Below are 22169 nucleotides of genomic sequence, written 5' to 3'. Positions count from 1 at the left end.
AGCTCAGACCTTGCGGGCGGTTCAGCGGACTGTCAGTTTCGTGCGCGACAAGAGACTGCGATCTCTTGGACAGGGGGAAATGAATGCGGGTCTTGCTGGTCGAAGACGATGAAATGCTCGGCGATGCGGTGAAGACATACGTTCACCGCCAGGGCCATGCCGTGGACTGGGCGCTCTCCTGCGACGAGGCCGAGGCGAGCCTTCAAGCAGCCGCCTATGATCTCGTGCTCCTCGATCTCCGGCTGCCGGATGGCAGCGGCCTCGACATCCTGAAGGCTCTGCGGGCGCGCCGCGACGAGATGCCCGTCATCATCATGACGGCCCACGACCAGGTGTCCGATCGCATCGCCGGACTGAATGCCGGGGCCGACGACTATCTTGTCAAACCTGTCGATCTCGGCGAGTTGCAGGCCCGGATCCACGCGGTATCGCGACGCTACGGCACGCACAAACTGCCCGATCTGACCATCGGCGGCATTGCAGTTTACCCTTCCGAGCGGCGGATTGCGGCCAGGAACGGCGCGGAAATCCTTCTCTCCTCCCGCGAATGGGCCGTGCTCGACAGGCTGATCGCCCGCAAACGCGCAATCGTGTCGAAGGCGCAGATCGAGGAGGCGCTCTACGCCTTTGGGGCGGAGGTAGAGAGCAACACGGTCGAAGTCTATGTCAGCCGCTTGCGCCGAAAGCTGGGCAAGGATGCAATCGAGACCGTGCGCGGTGTCGGCTACAGGATTTCCGCCGATGCGAATTGAAACCCGAAGCCTTGCCGGACGCCTTGTGCTTTCCCTGTCGATGCTGCTCGCCGTTTTCTGGACGATTGCGGTCGGGCTCTCCATTCACGTCATGCGTGCCGAATTCGATGAAGTTTTCGACAGTGCGCTGCAGGAGAACACGGAACGCCTCGCCCCTCTCGTCATCGACGATTTCTTCCGTCGCGACACGGGCACAGGGCCGAACAAGGTGGCAGCGCTTAATCCTGGCGCGACCGACGAATACCTGACCTACCAAGTGCGGGATGCCTCCGGGCGGGTGCTCCTGCATTCGCACAATGTCGGAGCTGAACCTTATGCCGCACCGCTCTCGCCCGGCTTCTGGAGCGGCGATGACAGACGGATCTTCACGATCGCGACGGTCAGCGATACGCTCTTCGTCCAAGTGGCGGACTCACTCGCGCATCGACGCGAAGCAACGCTCGAAAGCGCCTTGACGCTGTTGCTGCCGATCCTGCTTCTGCTTCCGCTCGGCATGTTCGCCATCCGCTGGGTCGTTGTGCGGGCGACAAGGCCGGTCAATGAACTGCGAGACGCAATCAGCAGACGCGATGGCAACAACCTCGAACCCATCTCTTTACACGGCCTTCCGACAGAAATCGCGACGATACCGGGTTCGGTCAACACGCTACTCGGACGGCTAAAGCTCGCGCTGCAAGCCGAACGGGACCTCGCTGCCAACAGCGCCCATGAACTTCGAACGCCACTCGCCGGTGCGCTTGCCCAGATGGAACTGTTGGCCGATCAGCTCACCGAGCTGGACGACCGGTCGCGCTCACATCGCGTGCTGGAAGCACTTCGTCGCCTGTCGCTGATGCTGGAAAAACTGCTGCAGCTCTCCCGCGCGAAGGCAGGCGTGGGTTTATCCTCCACTCCCGTTGATCTGCTCGCCCTCGTAAAGCTGCTTGTCGAGACTTTCCAGCGCTCGCATCAAACCGCGATGATCGAGTTGCGGCCAGAACCCGGATTATCGGCCCTCGTCCGAGCAATCGACCCAGACGCCTTCGCCATCGCCTTCAACAACCTTCTGGAAAACGCAGCCCGTTATGGCGATGCCGAACATCCCATCACGATCGCCATCTCCGCAGACGGGCGCATCAGGGTAACCAATGCCGTTTCCGCCCCGCTCGATCCAGACCTGAATGTTTACCGCGCACGCTTCAGACGCGGTGACACGAGCAAGCCCGGATCCGGTCTCGGTCTTGCGATCGTCGAAAAACTGGTAGCGCAGATGAACGGCACGATGACCTTAAGGACTGTGGTGCTGCCTAAGGGGCGCACGGGATTCGAATGTGAACTTTCACTCCCGCCGCCAGAACAATGATTTCAAATCCAAGCCTGCGAAACCAGCAAGCCGAGGTTAACGTTAAGGGAGCAGTTGTGAACCAGCCTGCGGACTAGATAACCGCTTCTGTCCCCCTTCTGCGTTCGCGAAATCACGAGAAGTGCTACTGACCTGCCACTTGAAGCGGCAGCTTTCGGACCAATGAATTGAGATGGCGAACGACCCGAATGGAGGGGCAAAACCGCTCCATGGCCTCCACATAGAAATCGCTCAGGTTAAGCGTACTTCCACCGTGCATTTTCGGTAGCCAGGGTATCGCGCTGATCCTAGAGGCGCTGTAGGAATAGTTTTGTTGCTGCTGTTGATCTATTCGCCCCAACGCTTTTCCTGGAGTTTTGTCCCATGAACGCCAAACGCCCCCTTTTGGTGGGGGCAGTTTAACTTTAACATGGAATTTTGGTTGCGGGGACTGATTGCACGCAGACTTGCACGAATGCCGGTTCGAGAGTGTTGGACGAGCCTTTTGTCAGTGGACGCCAACGTGGCAGCCGATGTCAGGCTGCCCCAGTTTATGCGAGTTCTAGAAGAGGTGCTCACCAGGTAGGGGCTGTTCACTTGGCTCTTTTCTCGGCAATCAACTCCACAATGCCGTCTCACCGCCATGAGAGCATTCTTGCCTTCTCATAACAAATGAAGGCGGCTTCGCCTTAACCGAGTTTGAGGCATGATAGTATCTTTGGCCTGAACTTCAGGTCTCAATCGACAAAGAGATTTCCTGCCATAAACCACTGGCGTTGGTGCGAAACTGGCGATAGTCGGCGGCTGTGAGGTTCTTTCGGTGAAGAAGGAAGAAGGAAGAAGTTCACGATTAGGCAATGGGCTGAGACAATACGCTGGTATTGCCGGGGCGATTTGAAGCGGATGATGCGCCGCTCCCGTCTTCGTAATGGAAGGCGCGAATTCTGCGCCCGATGTTCAGTCCCTTGTGCAAACAATGCTCAACACCCGGCATCAATATCGCCTTTGCGGCAGTTTAAGACATCGACAATGATCGCGGCGGGGAAGCGCTCAGGTCATGCACTCAGCATATCGCGGCGATCAACAATATCCGTGAAGGCGATGCCGCCCCTCGGCGAGCTGCGATCGCAAAGAATGGGTCAAAGCCTCATGGCCCGCCTTGCCGACTTTGCGCAAGGTATCCATCCAGGATAACGCCAATCCCGGAACGGGCGGTGAGGCCGCCGACATCTTTCTGAATCCGCCGTACCAAAAAACCGCCACCCGTACCAAAGTGGATGCTAAATTAACTAAAGCCGCAGATATGATGCACTCGTTCTGATGGAATTAACTGGTGTCTTACCAGAGTGTACCCCCATCAGGAAAACTCCGCGCAGATTGATGCGGCGGACGATGGCAGAGAATAACGCATAGGCTGATCTTGAACAGGCGGGTCGATAGGTCGGGACATGGGTGAAGCGGCTTTCAAGACATCTAGCGTTTCAGCAGGCGCTTCTCAGACGGAGCACTCGGAATATGTCGATCGCATGGAGGCGGCGCGCTCTTTGATTGAGAAGCGGTTCCTCGAAGGGGGATCGGCGCTGCTCTCCATTCTCGACGTCTTGAACAACCTCATCGCTTCGCTGGATCAACTCAACGGCGCGCTTGACGAGGAGACCGCGACTGAGACGATGGCAAAGCTGACCTCGTCCATGGATCGCCTCTCTCAGCAAACCAATATAGAAGCAGGGCGACAGGAGGGGTTCCAGGAAATCCTGCGGGCCGAACGGGCGCTTGAGCCCCATGTCGATCTCATGCAGGAAACGCTGCGATATCTGCGTACCTTCGCCCTGACGGCCAAGATTACCGGAGCAAGCATTGCAGATTTTGCCGGCTTCGCCGAAGAAATCCTCGACCGAATCCGGGAAGGCACCGAGCAGGTCGACGATTTCGCCGGCAAGGTCATGTCGCTGGGAAGCGGCCTTGGGCCAGCAATCCGCAAAAGCCGGGAAATCGTCTCCAGCTATGATGAGGCCGTGCCGCAGATCCTTCGAAGCCTTTCGGCCGGCGCCGAGGATCTCGGGAACTATCGCAGGCTTCTCGTCGAGCGAGCGACGAGTGTCCGCGCCGTGGCCAGTGGCATACAGATGAAGCTCGGCGCAATTCTGTCGTCCATGCAGGTCGGCGACATCACGCGGCAACGGATCGAGCATTGCCAGTCCAGCCTGCAGATCCTGTCGGACTATCTCGGATCGGAAGCTGGACATGCGCTGACTGAGGTGCAGAGACAGTCACTGATCCTGATGATCCGCGGCCTGGTCTACCGGCAATTGGAACAGACGATCGAAGATTTCGACCGCGACACCGGTAAGATCGTGGCGACCGTGTCCAGCTTCCGCTCGGATCTTGCAGAAATCGAAGCGCTAAGCGCCACCATGTCTGATCGTGCCTCGGGCGGAAAGAACAACGCCATTCGACAGCTCGAGACAGGTATAGACAGTGCCCGCACCGCCGTCCGAGAGGTGGACCACGTCGGCGCGGAAGCATCCCGACTGAGCCTTGACACGGCAAATATTGTCCGCCAGCTGCTCGAAGGCATCGGCACCGTCCGCGCTGTCCGCACCGACATCAACTACATTGCGCTCAACACCAATCTCCGCTGCAGCCGGATTGGTGAAGAGGGCAAGGCCATCAATGTCGTAACGGCCGAGCTTCGCCATTTCGCCGGGAGGCTCGACGAGACCGCCGAGGATATCCTTGCCGAGCTCCACAGCCTCGAAGCGGCCGCCCAACAACTCGTCGGCCAGATGAACGGTGAAAGAGAAGAATGCCTCGACGCACAGCTGGAACAGGTGCGCGACAATCTTCGTGCGGCCGGTGACCGGATGGATACACAACTGGCGGCACTCAACGAGCAAAGCCAGACAGCACTCGCCGAGATCAACGGCTCGCTCAGGAGACTGGATTTCAACGAGGCTCTGGGCGACGTGCTTCGCGATTGTGCGGCACGGATGGAGATCCTTGAAGACGTCGCGCCGGCAGAGGGGCCGACGGAGGCTCTCGATGCGATCGGCAGCCAGATTGGCCGCCTCTACACGATGGTCGCTGAGCGGGAACTGCATGCGCAGATCATGGGCACCGAGCTTCCCGCGTCATCCGTCACCGAAAGCGGCACTCTCAGTGACGACGATCTGGACGACGCCTTCTTCTGAGGGGATGGCATCCGCAATTGGCCGCCTGGCTCGGGAAAGAGCGCGTGCCCGTGAACCTTTCCGTCAAAGTCTGAGGAAGCCCGACCAGTTCGGCAGAAGCCACGTCTCGCCTGCGAACACGCAACTCGAGGCAGAGCAAACTCAGTGCCAGTCACCATTTAAGCTTGAATGCAGCCTTTGGCGCTGATCTTCTGCCCGGTCGTCAGGCTGGTCGATCACCGCCGTTTGTCTGCGGCGATGATCTCGGCAGCGATCGACCCAAGGGGCACCACGCGGTTGACGCCGCCATGCGCAATGGCTTCCTTCGGCATGCCGAAGACAACGGAGGTCGCCTCATCCTGTGCAACGGTGTAGGCACCGGCAGTGTGCATTTCCAGCATGCCGCGAGCACCGTCATCGCCCATGCCGGTCATGATGACGCCCATGGCATTGCCACCCGCCGCTCGCGCAGCCGATCGGAAAAGCACATCGACCGAAGGCCTGTGGCGGGACACGAGCGGCCCCTGCCGGACCGAGACGTAATACCGCGCGCCCTGCCGTTCGAGAACGGTGTGACTGCCGCCACCGGGCGCAATCAGAACATGCCCCCGCAACACCGTGTCTCCGTCTTCGGCTTCCTTCACTTCCATCGCGCAAAGACTGTCGAGGCGCCGTGCGAAGGCTGCGGTAAACTTTTCCGGCATGTGCTGCACGATAACGATTCCGGGCGAATTGGCTGGTAGGGCTTCGAGCATCTCGCGCAGCGCCTCCGTGCCCCCGGTTGACGCGCCAACACAAACCACCATTTCCGTTGTCTTGGCCATGGCCCGACCTGACGGTGGCGGCAGAACGGCATCTGCCGTCAGCTTCTCTGCCGGGCCTTCCAATGATCCGTTTCCAGGGCCGCGCCGCCTGACACCCGGGCGGGCATGGGATGCGGCCTTCACGACATCGCAGATCCGGGTCGCCTGTTCCGCCAGATAGTCTGCGGCACCAATCTTGGGCTTCAGGACAACGTCAACCGCGCCCGCTTCCAGCGCCTGCATCAGCGTCTCCGTGCCGGCCTCCGTCAGTGACGAACACATCACCACAGGGATCGGCTTTTGCGACATGAGCTTGCGCAGGAAAGTGATCCCATCCATGCGGGGCATCTCGACATCGAGCGTGATGACATCCGGAACTTCTTCCTGGATGCGCTTGGCAGCCATGAAGGGATCGCCAGCGGTGCCGATCACCTCGATATCGGGATCCGATTGCAATACGTTCATCAGCGTCTGGCGAACGCTGGCGGAATCGTCGACGATCAGGACACGGATCTTTCTTTTCATCTCGTTCTCACAGTCGCTTGAAGACGGTATTGGCAATCTGGCGCAGCGGCAGGTTCATGCCGGAAATCGATTCCGAATGTCCGATGAACATGTAGCCGCCCACCGAAAGCTTGCTACAGAGCTTGTTCAGAACCTGCAGCTGCGTATCTTTGTCAAAGTAGATCAAGACGTTGCGGCAAAAGATCATATCCACGGCTTCGCCGATCTCGTAAGTGGGATCCATAAGGTTGAGACGGGCAAAGCCAATCCGGGACCTAAGCTTGGGAACGATGCGCACCTGGGCCCGTTCCGGATCTCTCGAATATCGGACATATTTGGAGGCCAGGGCCGGAGGCACCGGGTCGACCATCTCCTGGCTGAAGATGCCCCGCCGGGCCTTATCCAGCACGTCCGTCGAGAGGTCCGTCGCGAGAATGAAATAGTTGGGCCCGTTCTGCAGCGTCGAGAACTCCTCGAGCAGCATGGCGATCGTATAGGGTTCGGCACCGATCGAGCACGCCGAACTCCATATCCTGATCGGCTGGCTTCCACGCCGCGCGAGTTCCGGCAGGATGTGACTGCACATGAATTCGAAATGATTGGGCTCGCGGAAGAAGTCCGTCTTGTTCGTGGTCACCACATCGATGAGGACGACGGCCTCCTTGTCGATCCCTCCCTCATCGAACAGGTATTCACAATATCTGTCGAAGCTCTGATGTCCGGTCACGCGGAGTCGCCGCCGCAGGCGACCTTCGAGCATGGTCACCTTCGCATCGGTTATCTTGATCCCGCTATAGTCGTAGATATAGCTCGCCAGGCGCTTGAAATTGCGACTGCTTAAGCGATCGTCGAAATTGATCTGGGTGGCAGTGTTGGGTTCCGCGAACACGATGTTATGCCACCTGCCGCGCGTCTAAGCTGGCGCGCTGGATCTCATCACCCTGATGGGCGAAAAGACGGGGCAGATCGATAATGACCACGAAATCGTTTGTCCGTCGGACGACACCCTGGATGTAATTGGACTCCCAGCGCACCCCGATCTGCGGCGCACTGTCGATTTGATCCAAGCGGAAGGGTGTCACCTCGAAGACCTTGTCTGCCATCATGCCAAGCGTCAGCACCCGCCCATTGCAGGGAATGTCGAGCACCAGCACGCGGGTGTGGTGGGTCAGGACGGTCGCCGCCATGCCAAGACGGCGGCGCAGGTCGATGATCGGCACGCCCTGGCCGCGCACATCCCTGAGGCCAAGGAGGTAGTCCGGGCCCTGCGGAATTTTGAAGGCATGTTCGTGGTCGAGGATTTCACGCACCACCTCGACCGGAACTGCAAAGATCTCTTCACCCATGGCGAAGGTAACGAACTGGGCCTCGGACTGCGCCATCATGCGGTCTCCCGGAAATCGCGGTCGGCCTCATCAGGTCCACCCATCGACATGTCGAGCGTAAAGCCGTTGACGCGGGCCTGCTGGGCCGCAACCGTCATGCCCGAACCAGACTTGGCTGACATAGCCGAGGGGCTTGTGCCTTGCCGAGCGGCCGATCCCGCGCTCCGATGCTGTTTTGGGGATTGATGAGGGCGACTGGCAGGGGCCTGCCCGATGCGGAAGAAGCTGATCGATTCCTGCATCTCCTCAGCCTGCGCCGACAATTGTTCAGACGTTGAGGACATCGCCTCGGAGGCTCCGGCATTTTGCTGCGTCACCTTGTCGAGCTGCTGGATCGCCTCGTTGATCTGCGAGGCGCCGATATCCTGCTCGCGGCAGGCGGCAGAGATCTCCGACACCAGCTCCGCGGTCTTGCGGATATCAGGCACGAGCTTGTTGAGCATTTCGCCAGCTTGTGTCGCCACGCTGACGGTTTCACTCGAAAGCGTGCTGATTTCTGCAGCAGCAGCCTGGCTGCGTTCGGCAAGCTTGCGGACTTCGGATGCCACGACAGCAAAGCCCTTGCCATGTTCGCCGGCACGCGCCGCCTCGACGGCAGCATTCAGTGCCAGAAGATCGGTCTGGCGGGCAATCTCCTGCACGATGGAGATCTTCTGGGCAATCGTGCGCATGGCGCCAACTGCCCGGTTGACCGCACCGCCCGATTCCTCGGCATCCCTAGAGGACTGGCGGGCAATCTTTTCGGTCTGCGATGCATTATCGGCGTTCTGCTTGATGTTGGCAGCCATCTCTTCCATCGAGGCAGACGCCTCTTCGGTCGCGGCGGCCTGCTCGTTTGCCCCTTGCGACAGCTGTTCGCTGCTCGAGGATAGATTGTGGCTGCCGCTGGCGACCTGATCTGCGGCAGCGCTGACCGTTGTCGCGAAGGATGTGAGGTTATCGACAAGCGAGTTGATTGCCGACTTCATGGCCTGATGATCACCTTCGCAGTCGATTTCGACGCGTTCCATAAGGTTTCCCGATGAGACCTGATTGAGCACACGGTTGCCCTCTGCGATGGGCACCAGGATGGCATCGAGCATACCGTTGATGCCGGAAACGACGGACGCGAAATCGCCGACGAAACGATTGGCCTCGCCTCTTTCGCTAAGCCTGCCCGCCGTGGAGGCATCAATCAGGCGTTGGATTTCGGCTATGATGGCGCGGAAGTTGGCGCGAAGCGTGTTGATCGTGTCGTTGATGAAAGCCTTCTTGCCCGGAAGCTGTTCGAGCTGCGCATGGAAGTTGCCCTCGCCGAACTCTTTCACCACCGCCATCGCCTTCTTCTTCACGGCGATGTGGCCGGCGACCATGTCGTTGATGCCCTTGGCCATTATGGCAAAGTCACCCTTGAACTTTTCGACAGGCACAAAGACGTCGATATCGCCCTTGTCATGCTCGGTGGACATATTGTTCATTTCGGCGATCAGACCCTTGAGGTTGCCGCGCAGGGTCTCGATCGTATCGTTGATAAAGGCCTTCTTGCCCGGCAGCTGTTCGAGCGGCGCATTGAAATTGCCCTCACTGAACTCCTTGACCACCGCCATTGCCTTCTTCTTCACGGCGATATGGCCGACGACCATGTCGTTGATGCCCCTGGCCATGGTGGCAAAGTCACCGTTGAACTTATCCGCCGGAACGAAGACGTCGATGTCGCCCTTGTCGTGCTCGGACGACATGGTGTTCATTTCCGTGATCAGGCCCTTGAGGTTGCCGCGCAGCGTCTCGATCGTATCATTGATAAAGGCCTTCTTGCCTGGCAGTTGTTCGAGCGGCGCGTTGAAGTTGCCCTCACTAAACTCCTTGACGACAGCCATAGCCTTCTTCTTCACCGCGATATGGGCGGCGACCAAATCATTGATGCCATTGGCCATGGTGGCCAGATCACCGTGAAAGCGATCAACGGGCAGCACCACATCGATGTCACCTTTGTCATGCTCCGAGGCCATCCGGTCGATGGCCGAATGGAGCGTGCCGACCGGACGCATGGCCACGTCCAGCAAAGCGTTGACGGCGATCAGCATGTCACGAGCCTCCCCGGTCGCATCCTGTTCGCGTGCGCGGTGAGAAAGATCACCCTCCGCAAGGCGTTTCGTGAGTTCTTGGATCTCCGAAATCGCCCATTCGGCGCGAGATGTCTTCCGGATTTGTGTGAGCAAGTTCATGATACTGATGCTCCTCGTTGTTTGACCGCGTCGAGCTTTGGTCAAGTTGATTGCAGGCTACTCAGGCGCTCTGGCGGAAATCGTTGTCTTCGTCGTCCGGCGCACCCATGGACATGTCCAGGGCAAATCCTTTCACTCGCTCTTGTTGGCCGGCGACCGTGCCGGACGAGTGGGATCTGGACGGCTTGACCGGGCTTCGCGATGCAGTCTGGCTTGCGCGTTGCACGGGGGGCTGCGAGTGGAGCCGCCCCGACCCTGAAGTGTCGATGCGGAAGAATGAGATCGAAGCCTGCAATTCCTCGGCCTGGGACGCCAGTTCGAGCGAAGTTGACGAGACGCCTTCGGATGCTCCGGCATTCTGCTGCGTCACCTTGTCGAGCTGCTGGATGGCCTCGTTGATCTGCGAGGCGCCGATATCCTGCTCGCGGCAGGCGGCAGAAATTTCCGACACCAGTTCCGCGGTCTTGCGGATATCAGGCACAAGCTTGTTGAGCATTTCGCCAGCTTGTGTCGCCACGCTGACGGTTTCACTCGAAAGCGTGCTGATTTCTGCAGCCGCAGCCTGGCTGCGTTCGGCAAGTTTGCGGACTTCGGATGCCACGACGGCAAAGCCCTTGCCATGTTCGCCGGCACGCGCTGCCTCGACGGCAGCATTCAGCGCCAGGAGATCGGTCTGGCGAGCAATCTCCTGGACGATGGAGATCTTCTCGGCGATCGTGCGCATGGCACCAACTGCCCGGTTGACCGCACCGCCCGATTCCTCGGCATCCCTAGAGGACTGGCGGGCAATCTTTTCGGTCTGCGATGCGTTGTCGGCGTTCTGCTTGATGTTGGCAGCCATCTCTTCCATGGAAGCCGATGCCTGTTCGGTGGCGGCAGCCTGTTCGGAGGCGCCCTGCGACAACTGTTCAGAACTGCCGGACAGTTGCTGGCTGCCCAGCGAGACATTGTCGGAGGCCGCGAGTGCATCTCGGACGACGCTGCGAAGGCGTTCCGTCATTTCGAGCAGCGCCTGGCCGAGGACATCCTTGTCGGAGAGTGGTCGCCGCGTAACCGTCAAGTCTCCGTTGGAAATCCGGTTGGCCACATCCGCCGTTTCACGCAGACTATCGATCAGCGAATTGACGGCATGTTTCATCTTCTGATGGTCGCCCTCACAGTCAATGTTCACGGCTTCGGTAAGGTCACCGATCGCCACCTTGCCAAGCACACGGTTGCCTTCTGCGATGGGCACAAGAATGGCATCGAGCATTCCGTTGATGCCGGAAACGACGGACGCGAAATCGCCGACGAAACGATTGGCTTCGCCTCTTTCGTTAAGCTTGCCCGCCGTGGAGGCGTCAATCAGGCGCTGGATCTCGGCGATGATGGCGCGGAAGTTGGCGCGAAGCGTGTTGATCGTGTCGTTGATGAAAGCCTTCTTGCCCGGAAGCTGTTCGAGCTGCGCATGGAAGTTGCCCTCGCCGAACTCTTTCACCACCGCCATCGCCTTCTTCTTCACGGCGATATGGCCGGCGACCATGTCGTTGATGCCCTTGGCCATTATGGCAAAGTCACCCTTGAACTTTTCGACAGGCACAAAGACGTCAATATCGCCCTTGTCATGCTCGGTGGACATAGTGTTCATTTCCGCGATCAGACCCTTGAGGTTGCCGCGCAGGGTCTCGATCGTGTCGTTGATAAAGGCCTTCTTGCCGGGCAGCTGTTCGAGCGGCGCATTGAAATTGCCCTCACTGAACTCCTTGACCACCGCCATTGCCTTCTTCTTCACGGCGATATGGCCGACGACCATGTCGTTGATGCCCCTGGCCATGGTGGCAAAGTCACCGTTGAACTTATCCGCCGGAACGAAGACGTCGATGTCGCCCTTGTCGTGCTCGGACGACATGGTGTTCATTTCCGTGATCAGGCCCTTGAGGTTGCCGCGCAGCGTCTCGATCGTATCATTGATAAAGGCCTTCTTGCCTGGCAGTTGTTCGAGCGGCGCGTTGAAGTTGCCCTCGCCGAACTCCTTGACCACAGCCATCGCCTTCTTCTTCACGGCGATATGACCGGCGACCATGTCATTGATGCCACTGGCCATGGTGGCAAAGTCACCGTTGAACTTCTCGACAGGCACAAAGACGTCGATATCGCCTTTGTCATGCTCGGCAGACATCGTGTTCATCTCGGTGATCAGACCCTTGAGGTTGCCGCGCAGGGTCTCGATCGTATCGTTGATAAAGGCTTTCTTGCCCGGCAGTTGTTCGAGCGGCGCGTTGAAGTTGCCCTCACTGAACTCCTTGACGACAGCCATTGCCTTCTTCTTCACGGCGATATGGCTGCCTACGAGGTCATTCACCTCCTGGGCAATCACAGCGACATCGCCCTTGAACACTGCCGTCGGGACGATCACGTCGATATCGCCCTTTTCATGTGCGGCCGAGACATCGTCGATTGCCTTGCGCAGATCCGCGACGGGCGCCGTAGCTAGGTCAAGCAGTTCGTTGACCATTGTCAGCAGTTCATGCGCTTCACCCGTTGCCATCTGAAGGTTGGCACGGCCGGACATGTCTCCAGCGGCCATATCTTGCATCAGGCTGCGAATTTCAGCCATCGCCCAGGCCGTGCGAGATGTCTTCCTCATCTGATCTAGAACGGACATGCGGGATTTCCTCTTTCTATTCATTCGGTTGGCCACTGATGGGCGAAACTGGGAGGTCAGGACTGGTTGAATTGCCTTTGCGGGCGGCCAAGCGCATAGATTGCAAAAAGATTTGGTACGATGACGAACTCGCCGTCGCGCTTCACGAGGCACTCGATGAAGTCCGCGCGCCATCGCATTCCGACGCTTGGCGGCGGCTCTCCCCGGGAGCGTTGGAGCGAGGTCACTTCATGGACCTTGTCGGTGCGCACTCCGAGCAAGGTCGGCTCTCCGTCGATATCGATCTCGATGACGATGATGCGACTGTCGATGGTCGTCTGTGTCGCTTCCATGCCGAAAGCGAGCCTGATGTCGGTCAGCGGAATGACCCGGCCGCGGAAGTTGATCACGCTGCCGACGAAGTTGCGCGCGCCCGGGACGCTGGTTTCCGCAACGACGTCCATGATTTCGCGCACCAGTGTCGCCGCAATCGCGAACAATTCACCGTTCAGGCTGAAGGTCAGGACGGCTAGGTCCTCTTCATTCCAGATGCTGCCTGTGGCCTTCCTGTCGACAACGATGTTCATGCTATTGCCCGCAACTGCGCCTCCTGTTGCTGCCCTGCGCTGACGATCTGTGCCACATCGAGGATGAGGGCGACGCTGCCGTCACCGAGGATCGTGGCGCCGGAGAAGGTCGACACGTCGTGGTGCAGCTTCGACATTGACTTGATGACCGTCTGGTGGTCGCCAATGATCTGGTCGACGACGAGCCCGACGCGCTCGTTGCCGGTCGAGATCACAACCATCTTCTGGTAGGTGTCCGGCGGCGTACAGGTGTTGAAGACTTCCCTGAGCCTCAGGAACGGCACAAGGCTGTCACGCAGGGAGATGAAGCTGCGCCCCCGCGAGCGCTGATCTTCCTCAAGGGAGAGTTCGACGCACTCCTCGACGGCAGAAAGCGGAATAACGTAGTTTCCCGACCCGACACGGATCAGCAGCCCATCAATGATGGCGAGCGTCAGCGGAATGCGCAGAGAAATTTCAGACCCCTGGCCCGGCTCGCTCTTCACATCGATGATGCCGCGCAAGGTCTCCACGGTCTTCTTCACCACATCCATCCCGACACCGCGTCCGGAAAGGCTGGTGATCTGCGCTGCGGTCGAGAAGCCCGGTTCGAAAATCAGCAGCATCAGTTCCTGATCGGTCAGTGGCTGACCCGGCGCGATCAATCCCGTGGATTCCGCCTTTGCCCTGACCCGGGCACGGTCGATGCCACGGCCATCATCCTTGATGGCAATGATCACTTGCCCGCCGGATTGGTGGGCGGAAAGGGTCACCTTTCCTGCAGCACTCTTGCCGGCCGCCTGTCGTTCGTGCGGTGGCTCAAGGCCGTGATCGACGGAGTTGCGAACCAGGTGAACCAGCGGGTCCGCAAGCCGTTCGATGACGGTCTTGTCGACCTCGGTTGTTTCGCCGAGAGTTTCGAGCTCGATCGTCTTTCCAGTCTCGCGCGACAGGTCGTGTACGAGCCGGCGAAAGCGAGCAAAGAGGCTGCCCACCGGCACCATTCGCAAACCCATCATCGTATCGCGCAGTTCTCCGGAAAGGCGCTCGACATCTTCGGAAACCGAGCGAAGCATGACATCCGCGCTGGCATTGGCGAGCTGCGAAAGGCGTGACTGGGCAATCACCAGCTCGCCGACGCGATCCATCAGTTCATCAAGCCGTTCAGCCGGCACGCGCACGCTCTCGGCCGGTTTGCTGCTCCGGTTATCGGTGCTGGCGGTCGGAGCTGCGGCTGCCGGCGGCGGCGTCTCCGGCATCGCAACCGGCGTCGCTTGCGGCTCTGCGGAGGCGGACGGCGCTTCGGGCTCTGTCGCTTCAGGCGCTGCCTCGAACATCTCCGTCATCTCGAGCGACATCTCGTCGAGCACGAAGATGAATACGTCTTCGATTGCAGACTTGGGGACATTCCCGTGAAGGGTCACCGTCCAGCTGACATAGATTTCGGTTGGCTGAAGCGCTGGAAGATCGGGGATGTGACTGGCATCGGCAATCACGGTACATTCGCCGAGTTCGCGCAATTCATCCAGCAAACCAAGCGGATTGGTGCCATTGACCATGGCGCGGGGCGGCAGGCCGATCTTCAGCGTCCAGCCGATGTTCTTGTTGGAAGCGGTCTCAGAGAGTGCTGGAGACGGGGCCGCGGCCTCATGGCCGGAAGCCCCGTTTTGTAAGCCTTCCTTGCCGGACGTCCCGTTACCCGAAGCCCCCTCAATGGCCGCCTGAAGCTTGGCCAACAGCTCTTCGCCCGTTTCGTGCTGAACGTCATGCGGCCGATCGATGAGAGCCTTCATATGGCTTTGCGCATCAAGCACGGCCGAAACGAGGGCCGGCGTTGCCGGCACACTGCCCTTGCGCACGGCGTCGAAGGCCGTTTCACAATGATGGGTAAAGGCGGCAAGCGCGTCGAAGCCAAACATGGCTCCGGAACCTTTGAGCGTATGCAGCCCACGGAACACGGCATCGACCAATCCTTGATTGGTGAGGTCGTTGTTCAGGTCGAGCAGGTTCAGCTCGATCTGTTCGAACAATTCCACCGCCTCGGTGCGGAAAACCTGAACCGGGTCGAGCGAACTCATCGGCCAAGGACCTTTCTGGCAATTTTCACCAGCTGGTCGGCATCGAAAGGCTTCGTGATCCATCCTGTCGCACCGGCCGCCTTGGCCTGTGCCTTGATCTCACCGTCGGACTCGGTCGTGAGAAAGATGATTGGCGTTCCCGCATGCTTCGGTGAACCACGAAGGGCCTTGATCATCTCGATGCCGTTCATGTTCGGCATGTTGAGATCGGTCACGATCAGATCGAAAGCCCCGGACGTGGCCTTGGTCAGCCCGTCGCGGCCATCCACCGCCTCGGTGACCTGATAGCCGGCATTCGTCAGGGCGATCTTCGTCGTCATGCGGATACTTGCGGAATCGTCAACAGTCAGGATCTGTGCAGTCATTGGATTGCCCCCTCATGAAACCAGAACGCCCGGCTTTCGGATGACATGTCCGTGGTGAAGCCGGCCCGCTCCAGGAGACGCATGAGATTGGCGCCGGCGGGTGTTCTCATTGAAATTTGCTTGTCTTGAAGAGCAGCTGAGAGCCGCGCCGATTCCATCACCTGAATGAAGCTGAGATCCATCTCCGCATCTTCCGGCAGCGCGATCTCCAGCAAAGGTCGCGCCTCAAGTTCGGAGAGGAGCAATTCACGCAGCGCCGCGGCATGCGCAATCGTCAGGTTCTTGCCAACTTCAAGCGGAGCTGTAGCCAGTTCGTGAGCGCTCTCTGTCACGCTGCATCCCCCAACTCTTGCAGATTTTGAAATCCTTGCATGAGTGACGGTCTTCGCCACACGGCGACTGCATGCGGCGCGCTGTGCGCGGCAAGGCTGCCGTCATTCAGGACCTTCATCGGGGTAACGCCCATAATTCTCTCCCTGCAACCAGAGCTCCAGTTAGTATTTCATAACGTACTCACGTAACTGTTATCTTAATGACCACAGCGACGACCCTTGGGCGCATCCTGGCGTGGCGGCATGGTTGATCAGAGATTTAATTCCCTTTGATCTCTGGCAGGCGATGGTTGTGTGAGATTAGGACAAGAGTCTTGCGACCGGGCCCTCAACGACACCGAAAAGCCCTTGATCGCAGCGCACAAGGCATGAGATCCCCCACATTTCAAACACTTATAGATTGCTAGGATCTCGACCGCGGTGCGTCGACTTTCCATCTGAAAGAAAGCGCCGCCGCGAAGCGTTACTCCTCTCGCCACCGCGAAGCTGAGCAATCCTGTTTCAAAATGATACAACCAAAGATACAGGGACTGGTGCGCTGACCGGAGGCGTTCAGGCCTAAAAAAAGTGGAAGCTATGAATCTGAACCATCCTGCCCTGCGCCCCGCCGCCGTGTTGAAGTGCAATTCTGAAGGTGCAAAAAGGGAAGTATCACGGCAGCCAGCTGATGCTGAAACCTCGCCGGCTCGCCGACGAGACCGGCCGCACCATCGTCATTGGGCCGCACAACATCAACCTTGCGTCCGCGAGCGCCGAGAGGAGTATTGCAATGAGGGACGGTCGGAGCGCCGCTGACGGAGCGCCGGCTGCGATCATGCGGGATCAGCAGGGTTCTTTGCTACTGACCCGAGACGCTAAATTTCGTGCCGATTCTGGTAGACCCCGCTATGACGGGGAGACGGTAGCCGGACGCAGCGGAATTGCACGTCGATGGTGAGTGACCTGAGCCCCGACTTCCCTCCAATTTTCGGGAGAGTCGTGGGTTTTCAATCTGGCCTCATGCGGCCTGTTTTTCCATAGCCATTTTCATTGCGAACTCGCTGGGAGTGATATTGCCCAGCGACGAGTGCGGTCTGTTTCTGTTGTAATCCTCCTTCCATGCAGTGATGGCGGTGCGGGCCTGGGTGAGCGACGAGAACAGCGTCTCGTTTAGGCATTCGTCACGGAAGCTGCCGTTGAAGCTTTCAATGAGGCCGTTTTGCATCGGCTTGCCTGGGGCAATGTAATGCCATTCGACCTTCGTCTCCTGGCACCATTTGAGGATGGCCATGCTGGTCATCTCCATGCCGTTGTCCGAGACAATCGTCCTCGGTTTTCCGCGTTTGGCGATGAGACCACCCAGCTCGCGGGCAAGCCTTGCCCCCGACAGGGATGTATCGGCGACCAGACAAAGGCATTCACGGGTGAAGTCGTCGACCACCGCCAGAATACGGAACCGGCGACCGTCGGTGAGGGCATCGCTGATGAAGTCCAGGCTCCAGCGCTCATTGGGGCGTGAGGGCAGAGCCAGAGGGCGCCTCGTTCCCAAGGCTCGCTTTCTGCCACCACGCTTGCGCACCGTCAGCTTCTCCTCCCGATAGAGACGTCGAAGCTTCTTCAGGTTCATGACGATGCCCTGCCGGTCGAGCATGACGTGGATGCGCCGGTAACCGAAGCGCCGCCGCTCGGATGACACCTTCTTCATCGCCTCCCGAATGGCCGCATCGTCAGGTCGCACACTGCGATATCGCATGCTCGACCGATCAAACGATAGAACCTCGCACGCCCGACGCTGCCTCACTCCATGCTGAGCACAGACGTGAGCCACCGCATTCCGCTTCACATCGGGCGTCACCATTTTTTGCAGCGACATCCTTCAGGATCGCATTGTCCAGCATGGCCTCGGCGAGCAGCTTCTTCAGTTTGGCATTCTCGTCCTCGAGCGCCTTCAGCTTGCGGGCATCCGACACGTCCATGCCGCCATACTTCGCCTTGTATTTGTAGAAGGTTGCATCCGAGATGCCGTGCTTGCGGCAGACATCAACCGTCTTCGCGCCCGCCTCCTGCTCCTTCAATATCCCGATGATCTGTTCTTCCGTAAACCGTGAACGCTTCATCCGTCCGTCTCCTTGATGTGACGGACTCTACCAAATTCTGGAGGAAGGTCAGGGGCTCAGGTCATGAGGAACTGCATCAGGTCAGCCTGTGTGTACGGAATGCAAACGAGTTCGCCCGCCGTGTGAGGGCGGGTGAGTTCAGGGATCGAGCTAGGGAAGCTGGCGTATTTCAGCCGGTTCGAGGCTGCCCTCACTGAGAAACAGGCTTCGTTTCGGTTTTTTTAATGTTTTGGTTGCGGGGGCAGGATTTGAACCTGCGGCCTTCAGGTTATGAGCCTGACGAGCTACCGGGCTGCTCCACCCCGCGCCAAGAGCGTAACAACTGAAGTTGTAACGCTTAAGAGGTTCCACCAAGCAAAAAGGGCCGCTTGATGCGGCCCGTTGTTTCGGCTTGGGCCGATGTTGCGATCGAGAAGATTTGGGTATTTGCTTTCGCAAAACCCGAGGTATTTGCTTTCGCAAAACCCGACAACATTGCCTTTAGCAGACCTGGCAGCGACCTACTCTCCCGCGTCTTGAGACGAAGTACCATTGGCGCTGGGGCGTTTCACGGCCGTGTTCGGAATGGGAACGGGTGCAGCCACCCCGCCATGACCACCAGGTCGGCTAAGGGCAATGTTGTTGAGAAGCTGGTGAGGCGAACCTCTTTTACATGAACACGTATTTGGCATCATCGCCCGGATTTGTCCGGGCCGATGAGCATGGTCAATGAGAACGATCAAGCCAATCGGGCTATTAGTAACGGTAAGCTTCACTCATTACTGAGCTTCCACACCCGTCCTATCAACGTGGTAGTCTTCCACGGCCCTGATAGGGAATACTCGTTTTCAGGTTGGTTTCCCGCTTAGATGCCTTCAGCGGTTATCCATTCCATATATAGCTACCCTGCTATGCCGTTGGCACGACAACAGGTCCACCAGAGATATGTCCATCCCGGTCCTCTCGTACTAGGGACAGATCCTGTCAATATTCCTACACCCACGGCAGATAGGGACCGAACTGTCTCACGACGTTCTGAACCCAGCTCACGTACCGCTTTAATTGGCGAACAGCCAAACCCTTGGGACCTGCTCCAGCCCCAGGATGCGATGAGCCGACATCGAGGTGCCAAACAACCCCGTCGATATGGACTCTTGGGGGTCATCAGCCTGTTATCCCCGGCGTACCTTTTATCCGTTGAGCGATGGCCCTTCCACACGGGACCACCGGATCACTATGACCGACTTTCGTCTCTGCTCGACTTGTCAGTCTCGCAGTCAGGCGGGCTTATGCCATTGCACTCGACGACCGATTTCCGACCGGTCTGAGCCCACCATCGCGCGCCTCCGTTACTCTTTCGGAGGCGACCGCCCCAGTCAAACTACCCACCATACACTGTCCCGGATCCGGATGACGGACCGCGGTTAGACATCCATGACGATAAGGGTGGTATTTCAAGGATGGCTCCACAGAAACTGGCGTCCCTGCTTCAAAGCCTACCACCTATCCTACACATGCCGACACGAATGCCAGTGTAAAGCTATAGTAAAGGTGCACGGGGTCTTTCCGTCTGACCGCAGGAACCCCGCATCTTCACGGGGAATTCAATTTCACTGAGTCTATGTTGGAGACAGCGGGGAAGTCGTTACGCCATTCGTGCAGGTCGGAACTTACCCGACAAGGAATTTCGCTACCTTAGGACCGTTATAGTTACGGCCGCCGTTTACTGGGGCTTCGATTCAAAGCTTGCACCTCTCCTCTTAACCTTCCAGCACCGGGCAGGCGTCAGACCCTATACGTCGTCTTGCGACTTCGCAGAGCCCTGTGTTTTTGATAAACAGTCGCTACCCCCTGGTCTGTGCCACCCCATCATACTTGCGTACAAAGGGGTCACGCTTCTTCCGAAGTTACGCGTGCAATTTGCCGAGTTCCTTCAACATAGTTCTCTCAAGCGCCTTGGTATACTCTACCTGACCACCTGTGTCGGTTTCGGGTACGGTCTGTACGGTGGAGCTATTTCCTGGAACCGCTTCCCCGCCCAGACAATCCAATAAGTCTGAACGAGTTACGCAATCCGTCACTACCACCAGGCCCACGAATATTAACGTGGTTCCCATCGACTACGCATTTCTGCCTCATCTTAGGGGCCGGCTAACCCTGCTCAGATTAACTTTAAGCAGGAACCCTTGGTCTTTCGGCGAGGGGGTCTCTCACCCCCTTTATCGTTACTCATGTCAACATTCGCACTTCCGATACCTCCAGGGCCCCTCACGGGTACCCCTTCACAGGCTTACGGAACGCTCCGCTACCACGTGGATAAATCCACATCCTCAGCTTCGGTGCATGGCTTTAGCCCCGTTACATTTTCGGCGCAAAGACCCTTATTTAGACCAGTGAGCTGTTACGCTTTCTTTAAATGATGGCTGCTTCTAAGCCAACATCCTGGTTGTTTTGGGATCCTCACATCCTTTCCCACTTAGCCATGACTTGGGGACCTTAGCTGGAGGTCAGGGTTGTTGCCCTCTTCACGACGGACGTTAGCACCCGCCGTGTGTCTGCCGACTAGTACTCCCAGGTATTCGGAGTTTGGTTAGGATCAGTAAGACGGTGAGTCCCCATAGCCCATCCAGTGCTCTACCCCCTGGGGTATTCGGTCGACGCTCTACCTAAATAGATTTCGCGGAGAACCAGCTATCTCCGAGTTTGATTGGCCTTTCACCCCTAGCCACAAGTCATCCCAATCTATTGCAACAGATGCGGGTTCGGCCCTCCAGTTGGTGTTACCCAACCTTCAGCCTGCTCATGGCTAGATCACTCGGTTTCGGGTCTAATGCAACTAACTATGGTCGCCCTATTCAGACTCGCTTTCGCTGCGCCTACACCTACCGGCTTAAGCTTGCTAGTTACACTAAGTCGTTGACCCATTATACAAAAGGTACGCCGTCAGGCTTGCGCCCTCCGACTGCTTGTAGGCATCCGGTTTCAGGTTCTATTTCACTCCCCTTGTCGGGGTGCTTTTCACCTTTCCCTCACGGTACTTGTTCGCTATCGGTCATGCACGAGTACTTAGGCTTGGAGAGTGGTCTCCCCATGTTCAGACAGGATTTCACGTGTCCCGCCTTACTCTAGGACAATGAGTGTTCTACGCTTACGGGGCTATCACCCACTATAGCCAGGCTTTCCAACCTGTTCAGCTTTATTCCTCATTGCCACTGGCCTGGTCCGCGTTCGCTCGCCACTACTTGCGGAGTCTCGGTTGATGTCCTTTCCTGCAGGTACTTAGATGTTTCAGTTCCCTGCGTTCGCTTCTAACCCCTATGTATTCGAAGGTTAGATACCTTATCACAATGCTTGGAAACCCAAGCCGATCTTGCGATCAGTTTGGATTCTCCAAGCATTTAAGGTGGGTTTCCCCATTCGGATATCCATGGATCAAAGCTTATTCGCAGCTCCCCACGGCTTTTCGCAGCGTATCACGTCCTTCTTCGCCTGTGCATGCCAAGGCATCCACCAAATGCCCTTACGACACTTAATCGTTCTCATTGCCAATGCTCATCTATAGCTCGATCAGACCTTGCGGTCAGATCCAGCAATCCGGCTACCTTTTACAACCAGACCATTCAGATGCCATCGACGTGTTCGACAAGTCTGCTTTATTGGAGCTACGCCGAGCAGCTCACTTGCAGCTTGTCTTTAAGACCAGCTTCTCGAGATTAAATCCGGTACCGCGCGGTCAGGCAACGGTAATCCGATCATTCATCAGAGGTGACCGAAGTCACCAACAACGAACGATCCAGAGCGACAAGCTTCCTACCTACCTCCAGTCCTTCACCAGGTTCAGGCCGGCTAGGCCCTCACAAGGATCATCAGAACTGGGCTCGGACATGAGGTAAAACCCCACACCTGGAAGCCTCCAGATCAATCTTCTCTTCACAATGTATGCAGAACAGGCAGCACTCGTTCGAGTGATGCAAACTTTTATTTCTTCAAA

13 protein-coding genes, 1 tRNA gene, 2 rRNA genes and 3 pseudogenes are annotated in these 22169 nt (G+C 58.0%); 3 read left to right on the top strand and 16 right to left on the bottom strand.

The features are described 5' to 3' along the window. Window positions 1–83: 83 nt before the first annotated feature. Together AC02Y0_RS00465 and AC02Y0_RS00460 are read left to right on the top strand one after the other, a co-directional pair. Entirely contained in the window at window positions 84–752 is a 669-nt protein-coding gene (locus AC02Y0_RS00465) for a response regulator transcription factor (protein WP_476381525.1), read from the top strand. Then, window positions 742–2094, top strand: coding sequence for an ATP-binding protein (locus AC02Y0_RS00460; RefSeq protein WP_476381523.1), 1353 nt, complete (start codon window positions 742–744; stop codon window positions 2092–2094). The genes AC02Y0_RS00465 and AC02Y0_RS00460 overlap by 11 nt, the downstream gene beginning before the upstream one ends. 709 nt (window positions 2095–2803) lie before the next feature. Here AC02Y0_RS00460 and AC02Y0_RS00455 read toward each other — a convergent pair. Beyond that, window positions 2804–3088: pseudogene (locus AC02Y0_RS00455) on the bottom strand (IS6 family transposase); the annotation flags it as partial. Between the two features lie 433 nt (window positions 3089–3521). Here AC02Y0_RS00455 and AC02Y0_RS00450 point away from each other — a divergent pair. Beyond that, a complete protein-coding gene (locus AC02Y0_RS00450) occupies window positions 3522–5264 on the top strand; it encodes a chemotaxis protein (protein WP_476381521.1) in 1743 nt (580 codons plus the stop codon). Window positions 5265–5479: 215 nt separating this feature from the next. On the opposite strand, the gene AC02Y0_RS00445 is transcribed toward AC02Y0_RS00450, so the two are convergent. From AC02Y0_RS00445 to AC02Y0_RS00375, 15 genes and pseudogenes are all read right to left on the bottom strand, one after another. Then, window positions 5480–6571 (bottom strand): protein-glutamate methylesterase/protein-glutamine glutaminase, encoded by a 1092-nt coding sequence (locus AC02Y0_RS00445; RefSeq protein ID WP_476381519.1) that lies wholly within the window; start codon window positions 6569–6571, stop codon window positions 5480–5482. A gap of 7 nt (window positions 6572–6578) precedes the next feature. Beyond that, the gene (locus AC02Y0_RS00440) at window positions 6579–7439 is read right to left on the bottom strand and encodes a CheR family methyltransferase (protein ID WP_476381517.1); all 861 of its coding nucleotides are present in this window, start codon (window positions 7437–7439) and stop codon (window positions 6579–6581) included. A 4-nt stretch (window positions 7440–7443) separates the two neighbouring features. Beyond that, entirely contained in the window at window positions 7444–7935 is a 492-nt protein-coding gene (locus AC02Y0_RS00435; RefSeq protein ID WP_476381515.1) for a chemotaxis protein CheW, read from the bottom strand. Beyond that, window positions 7932–9662, bottom strand: coding sequence for a methyl-accepting chemotaxis protein (locus AC02Y0_RS00430; protein ID WP_476383917.1), 1731 nt, complete (start codon window positions 9660–9662; stop codon window positions 7932–7934). The genes AC02Y0_RS00435 and AC02Y0_RS00430 overlap by 4 nt, the downstream gene beginning before the upstream one ends. Before the next feature lie 75 nt (window positions 9663–9737). Beyond that, window positions 9738–9923, bottom strand: a pseudogene (locus AC02Y0_RS00425) (methyl-accepting chemotaxis protein); the annotation flags it as partial. A gap of 277 nt (window positions 9924–10200) precedes the next feature. Next, window positions 10201–12036, bottom strand: a complete 1836-nt coding sequence (locus AC02Y0_RS00420; RefSeq protein ID WP_476383915.1) for a methyl-accepting chemotaxis protein — start codon at window positions 12034–12036, stop codon at window positions 10201–10203. A 75-nt stretch (window positions 12037–12111) separates the two neighbouring features. After that, a pseudogene (locus AC02Y0_RS00415) lies at window positions 12112–12435 on the bottom strand (methyl-accepting chemotaxis protein); the annotation flags it as partial. 404 nt (window positions 12436–12839) lie between these two features. After that, window positions 12840–13349 carry a chemotaxis protein CheW gene (locus AC02Y0_RS00410; protein WP_476381514.1) on the bottom strand — a complete coding sequence of 170 codons (510 nt, stop codon included), beginning with the start codon at window positions 13347–13349 and terminating at the stop codon, window positions 12840–12842. Next, on the bottom strand, window positions 13346–15406 hold the full coding sequence (locus AC02Y0_RS00405; RefSeq protein WP_476381513.1) for a chemotaxis protein CheA: 2061 nt from the start codon (window positions 15404–15406) through the stop codon (window positions 13346–13348). The genes AC02Y0_RS00410 and AC02Y0_RS00405 overlap by 4 nt, the downstream gene beginning before the upstream one ends. Next, window positions 15403–15771, bottom strand: a complete 369-nt coding sequence (locus AC02Y0_RS00400; protein ID WP_476381512.1) for a response regulator — start codon at window positions 15769–15771, stop codon at window positions 15403–15405. Before AC02Y0_RS00400 ends, AC02Y0_RS00405 begins: the two co-directional genes overlap by 4 nt. Beyond that, window positions 15768–16103 (bottom strand): STAS domain-containing protein, encoded by a 336-nt coding sequence (locus AC02Y0_RS00395; RefSeq protein WP_476381510.1) that lies wholly within the window; start codon window positions 16101–16103, stop codon window positions 15768–15770. Before AC02Y0_RS00395 ends, AC02Y0_RS00400 begins: the two co-directional genes overlap by 4 nt. Before the next feature lie 997 nt (window positions 16104–17100). After that, window positions 17101–18199, bottom strand: a protein-coding gene (locus AC02Y0_RS00390; protein ID WP_476381508.1) for an IS3 family transposase whose coding sequence is annotated in 2 segments (ribosomal slippage) — window positions 17101–17941 and window positions 17940–18199 — 1101 coding nt in all. Because the reading frame shifts where the segments join, the coding sequence is not laid out codon by codon here. Between the two features lie 230 nt (window positions 18200–18429). Then, a tRNA-Met gene (locus tag AC02Y0_RS00385) sits at window positions 18430–18506 on the bottom strand. A 180-nt stretch (window positions 18507–18686) separates the two neighbouring features. Then, window positions 18687–18801: ribosomal RNA gene (rrf, locus tag AC02Y0_RS00380) — 5S ribosomal RNA — on the bottom strand. A gap of 112 nt (window positions 18802–18913) precedes the next feature. Then, window positions 18914–21713: ribosomal RNA gene (locus AC02Y0_RS00375) — 23S ribosomal RNA — on the bottom strand. Between the last annotated feature and the right edge of the window lie 456 nt (window positions 21714–22169).

The organism is Allorhizobium sp. nf9_anc, from assembly GCF_056323085.1.
This window is presented reverse-complemented; position numbering and strand designations above follow the sequence as displayed.

What these genes read in the sequence shown, in the direction of transcription:
- AC02Y0_RS00420 (WP_476383915.1), bottom strand. Translation starts at nt 12,036, where the DNA reads ATGAACACCATGTCGTCCGAGCACGACAAGGGCGACATCGACGTCTTC.
- AC02Y0_RS00435 (WP_476381515.1), bottom strand. Translation starts at nt 7,935, where the DNA reads ATGATGGCGCAGTCCGAGGCCCAGTTCGTTACCTTCGCCATGGGTGAA.
- AC02Y0_RS00400 (WP_476381512.1), bottom strand. Translation starts at nt 15,771, where the DNA reads ATGACTGCACAGATCCTGACTGTTGACGATTCCGCAAGTATCCGCATG.
- AC02Y0_RS00410 (WP_476381514.1), bottom strand. Translation starts at nt 13,349, where the DNA reads ATGAACATCGTTGTCGACAGGAAGGCCACAGGCAGCATCTGGAATGAA.
- AC02Y0_RS00465 (WP_476381525.1), top strand. Translation starts at nt 84, where the DNA reads ATGCGGGTCTTGCTGGTCGAAGACGATGAAATGCTCGGCGATGCGGTG.
- AC02Y0_RS00445 (WP_476381519.1), bottom strand. Translation starts at nt 6,571, where the DNA reads ATGAAAAGAAAGATCCGTGTCCTGATCGTCGACGATTCCGCCAGCGTT.
- AC02Y0_RS00460 (WP_476381523.1), top strand. Translation starts at nt 742, where the DNA reads ATGCGAATTGAAACCCGAAGCCTTGCCGGACGCCTTGTGCTTTCCCTG.
- AC02Y0_RS00430 (WP_476383917.1), bottom strand. Translation starts at nt 9,662, where the DNA reads ATGAACACCATGTCGTCCGAGCACGACAAGGGCGACATCGACGTCTTC.
- AC02Y0_RS00405 (WP_476381513.1), bottom strand. Translation starts at nt 15,406, where the DNA reads ATGAGTTCGCTCGACCCGGTTCAGGTTTTCCGCACCGAGGCGGTGGAA.
- AC02Y0_RS00450 (WP_476381521.1), top strand. Translation starts at nt 3,522, where the DNA reads ATGGGTGAAGCGGCTTTCAAGACATCTAGCGTTTCAGCAGGCGCTTCT.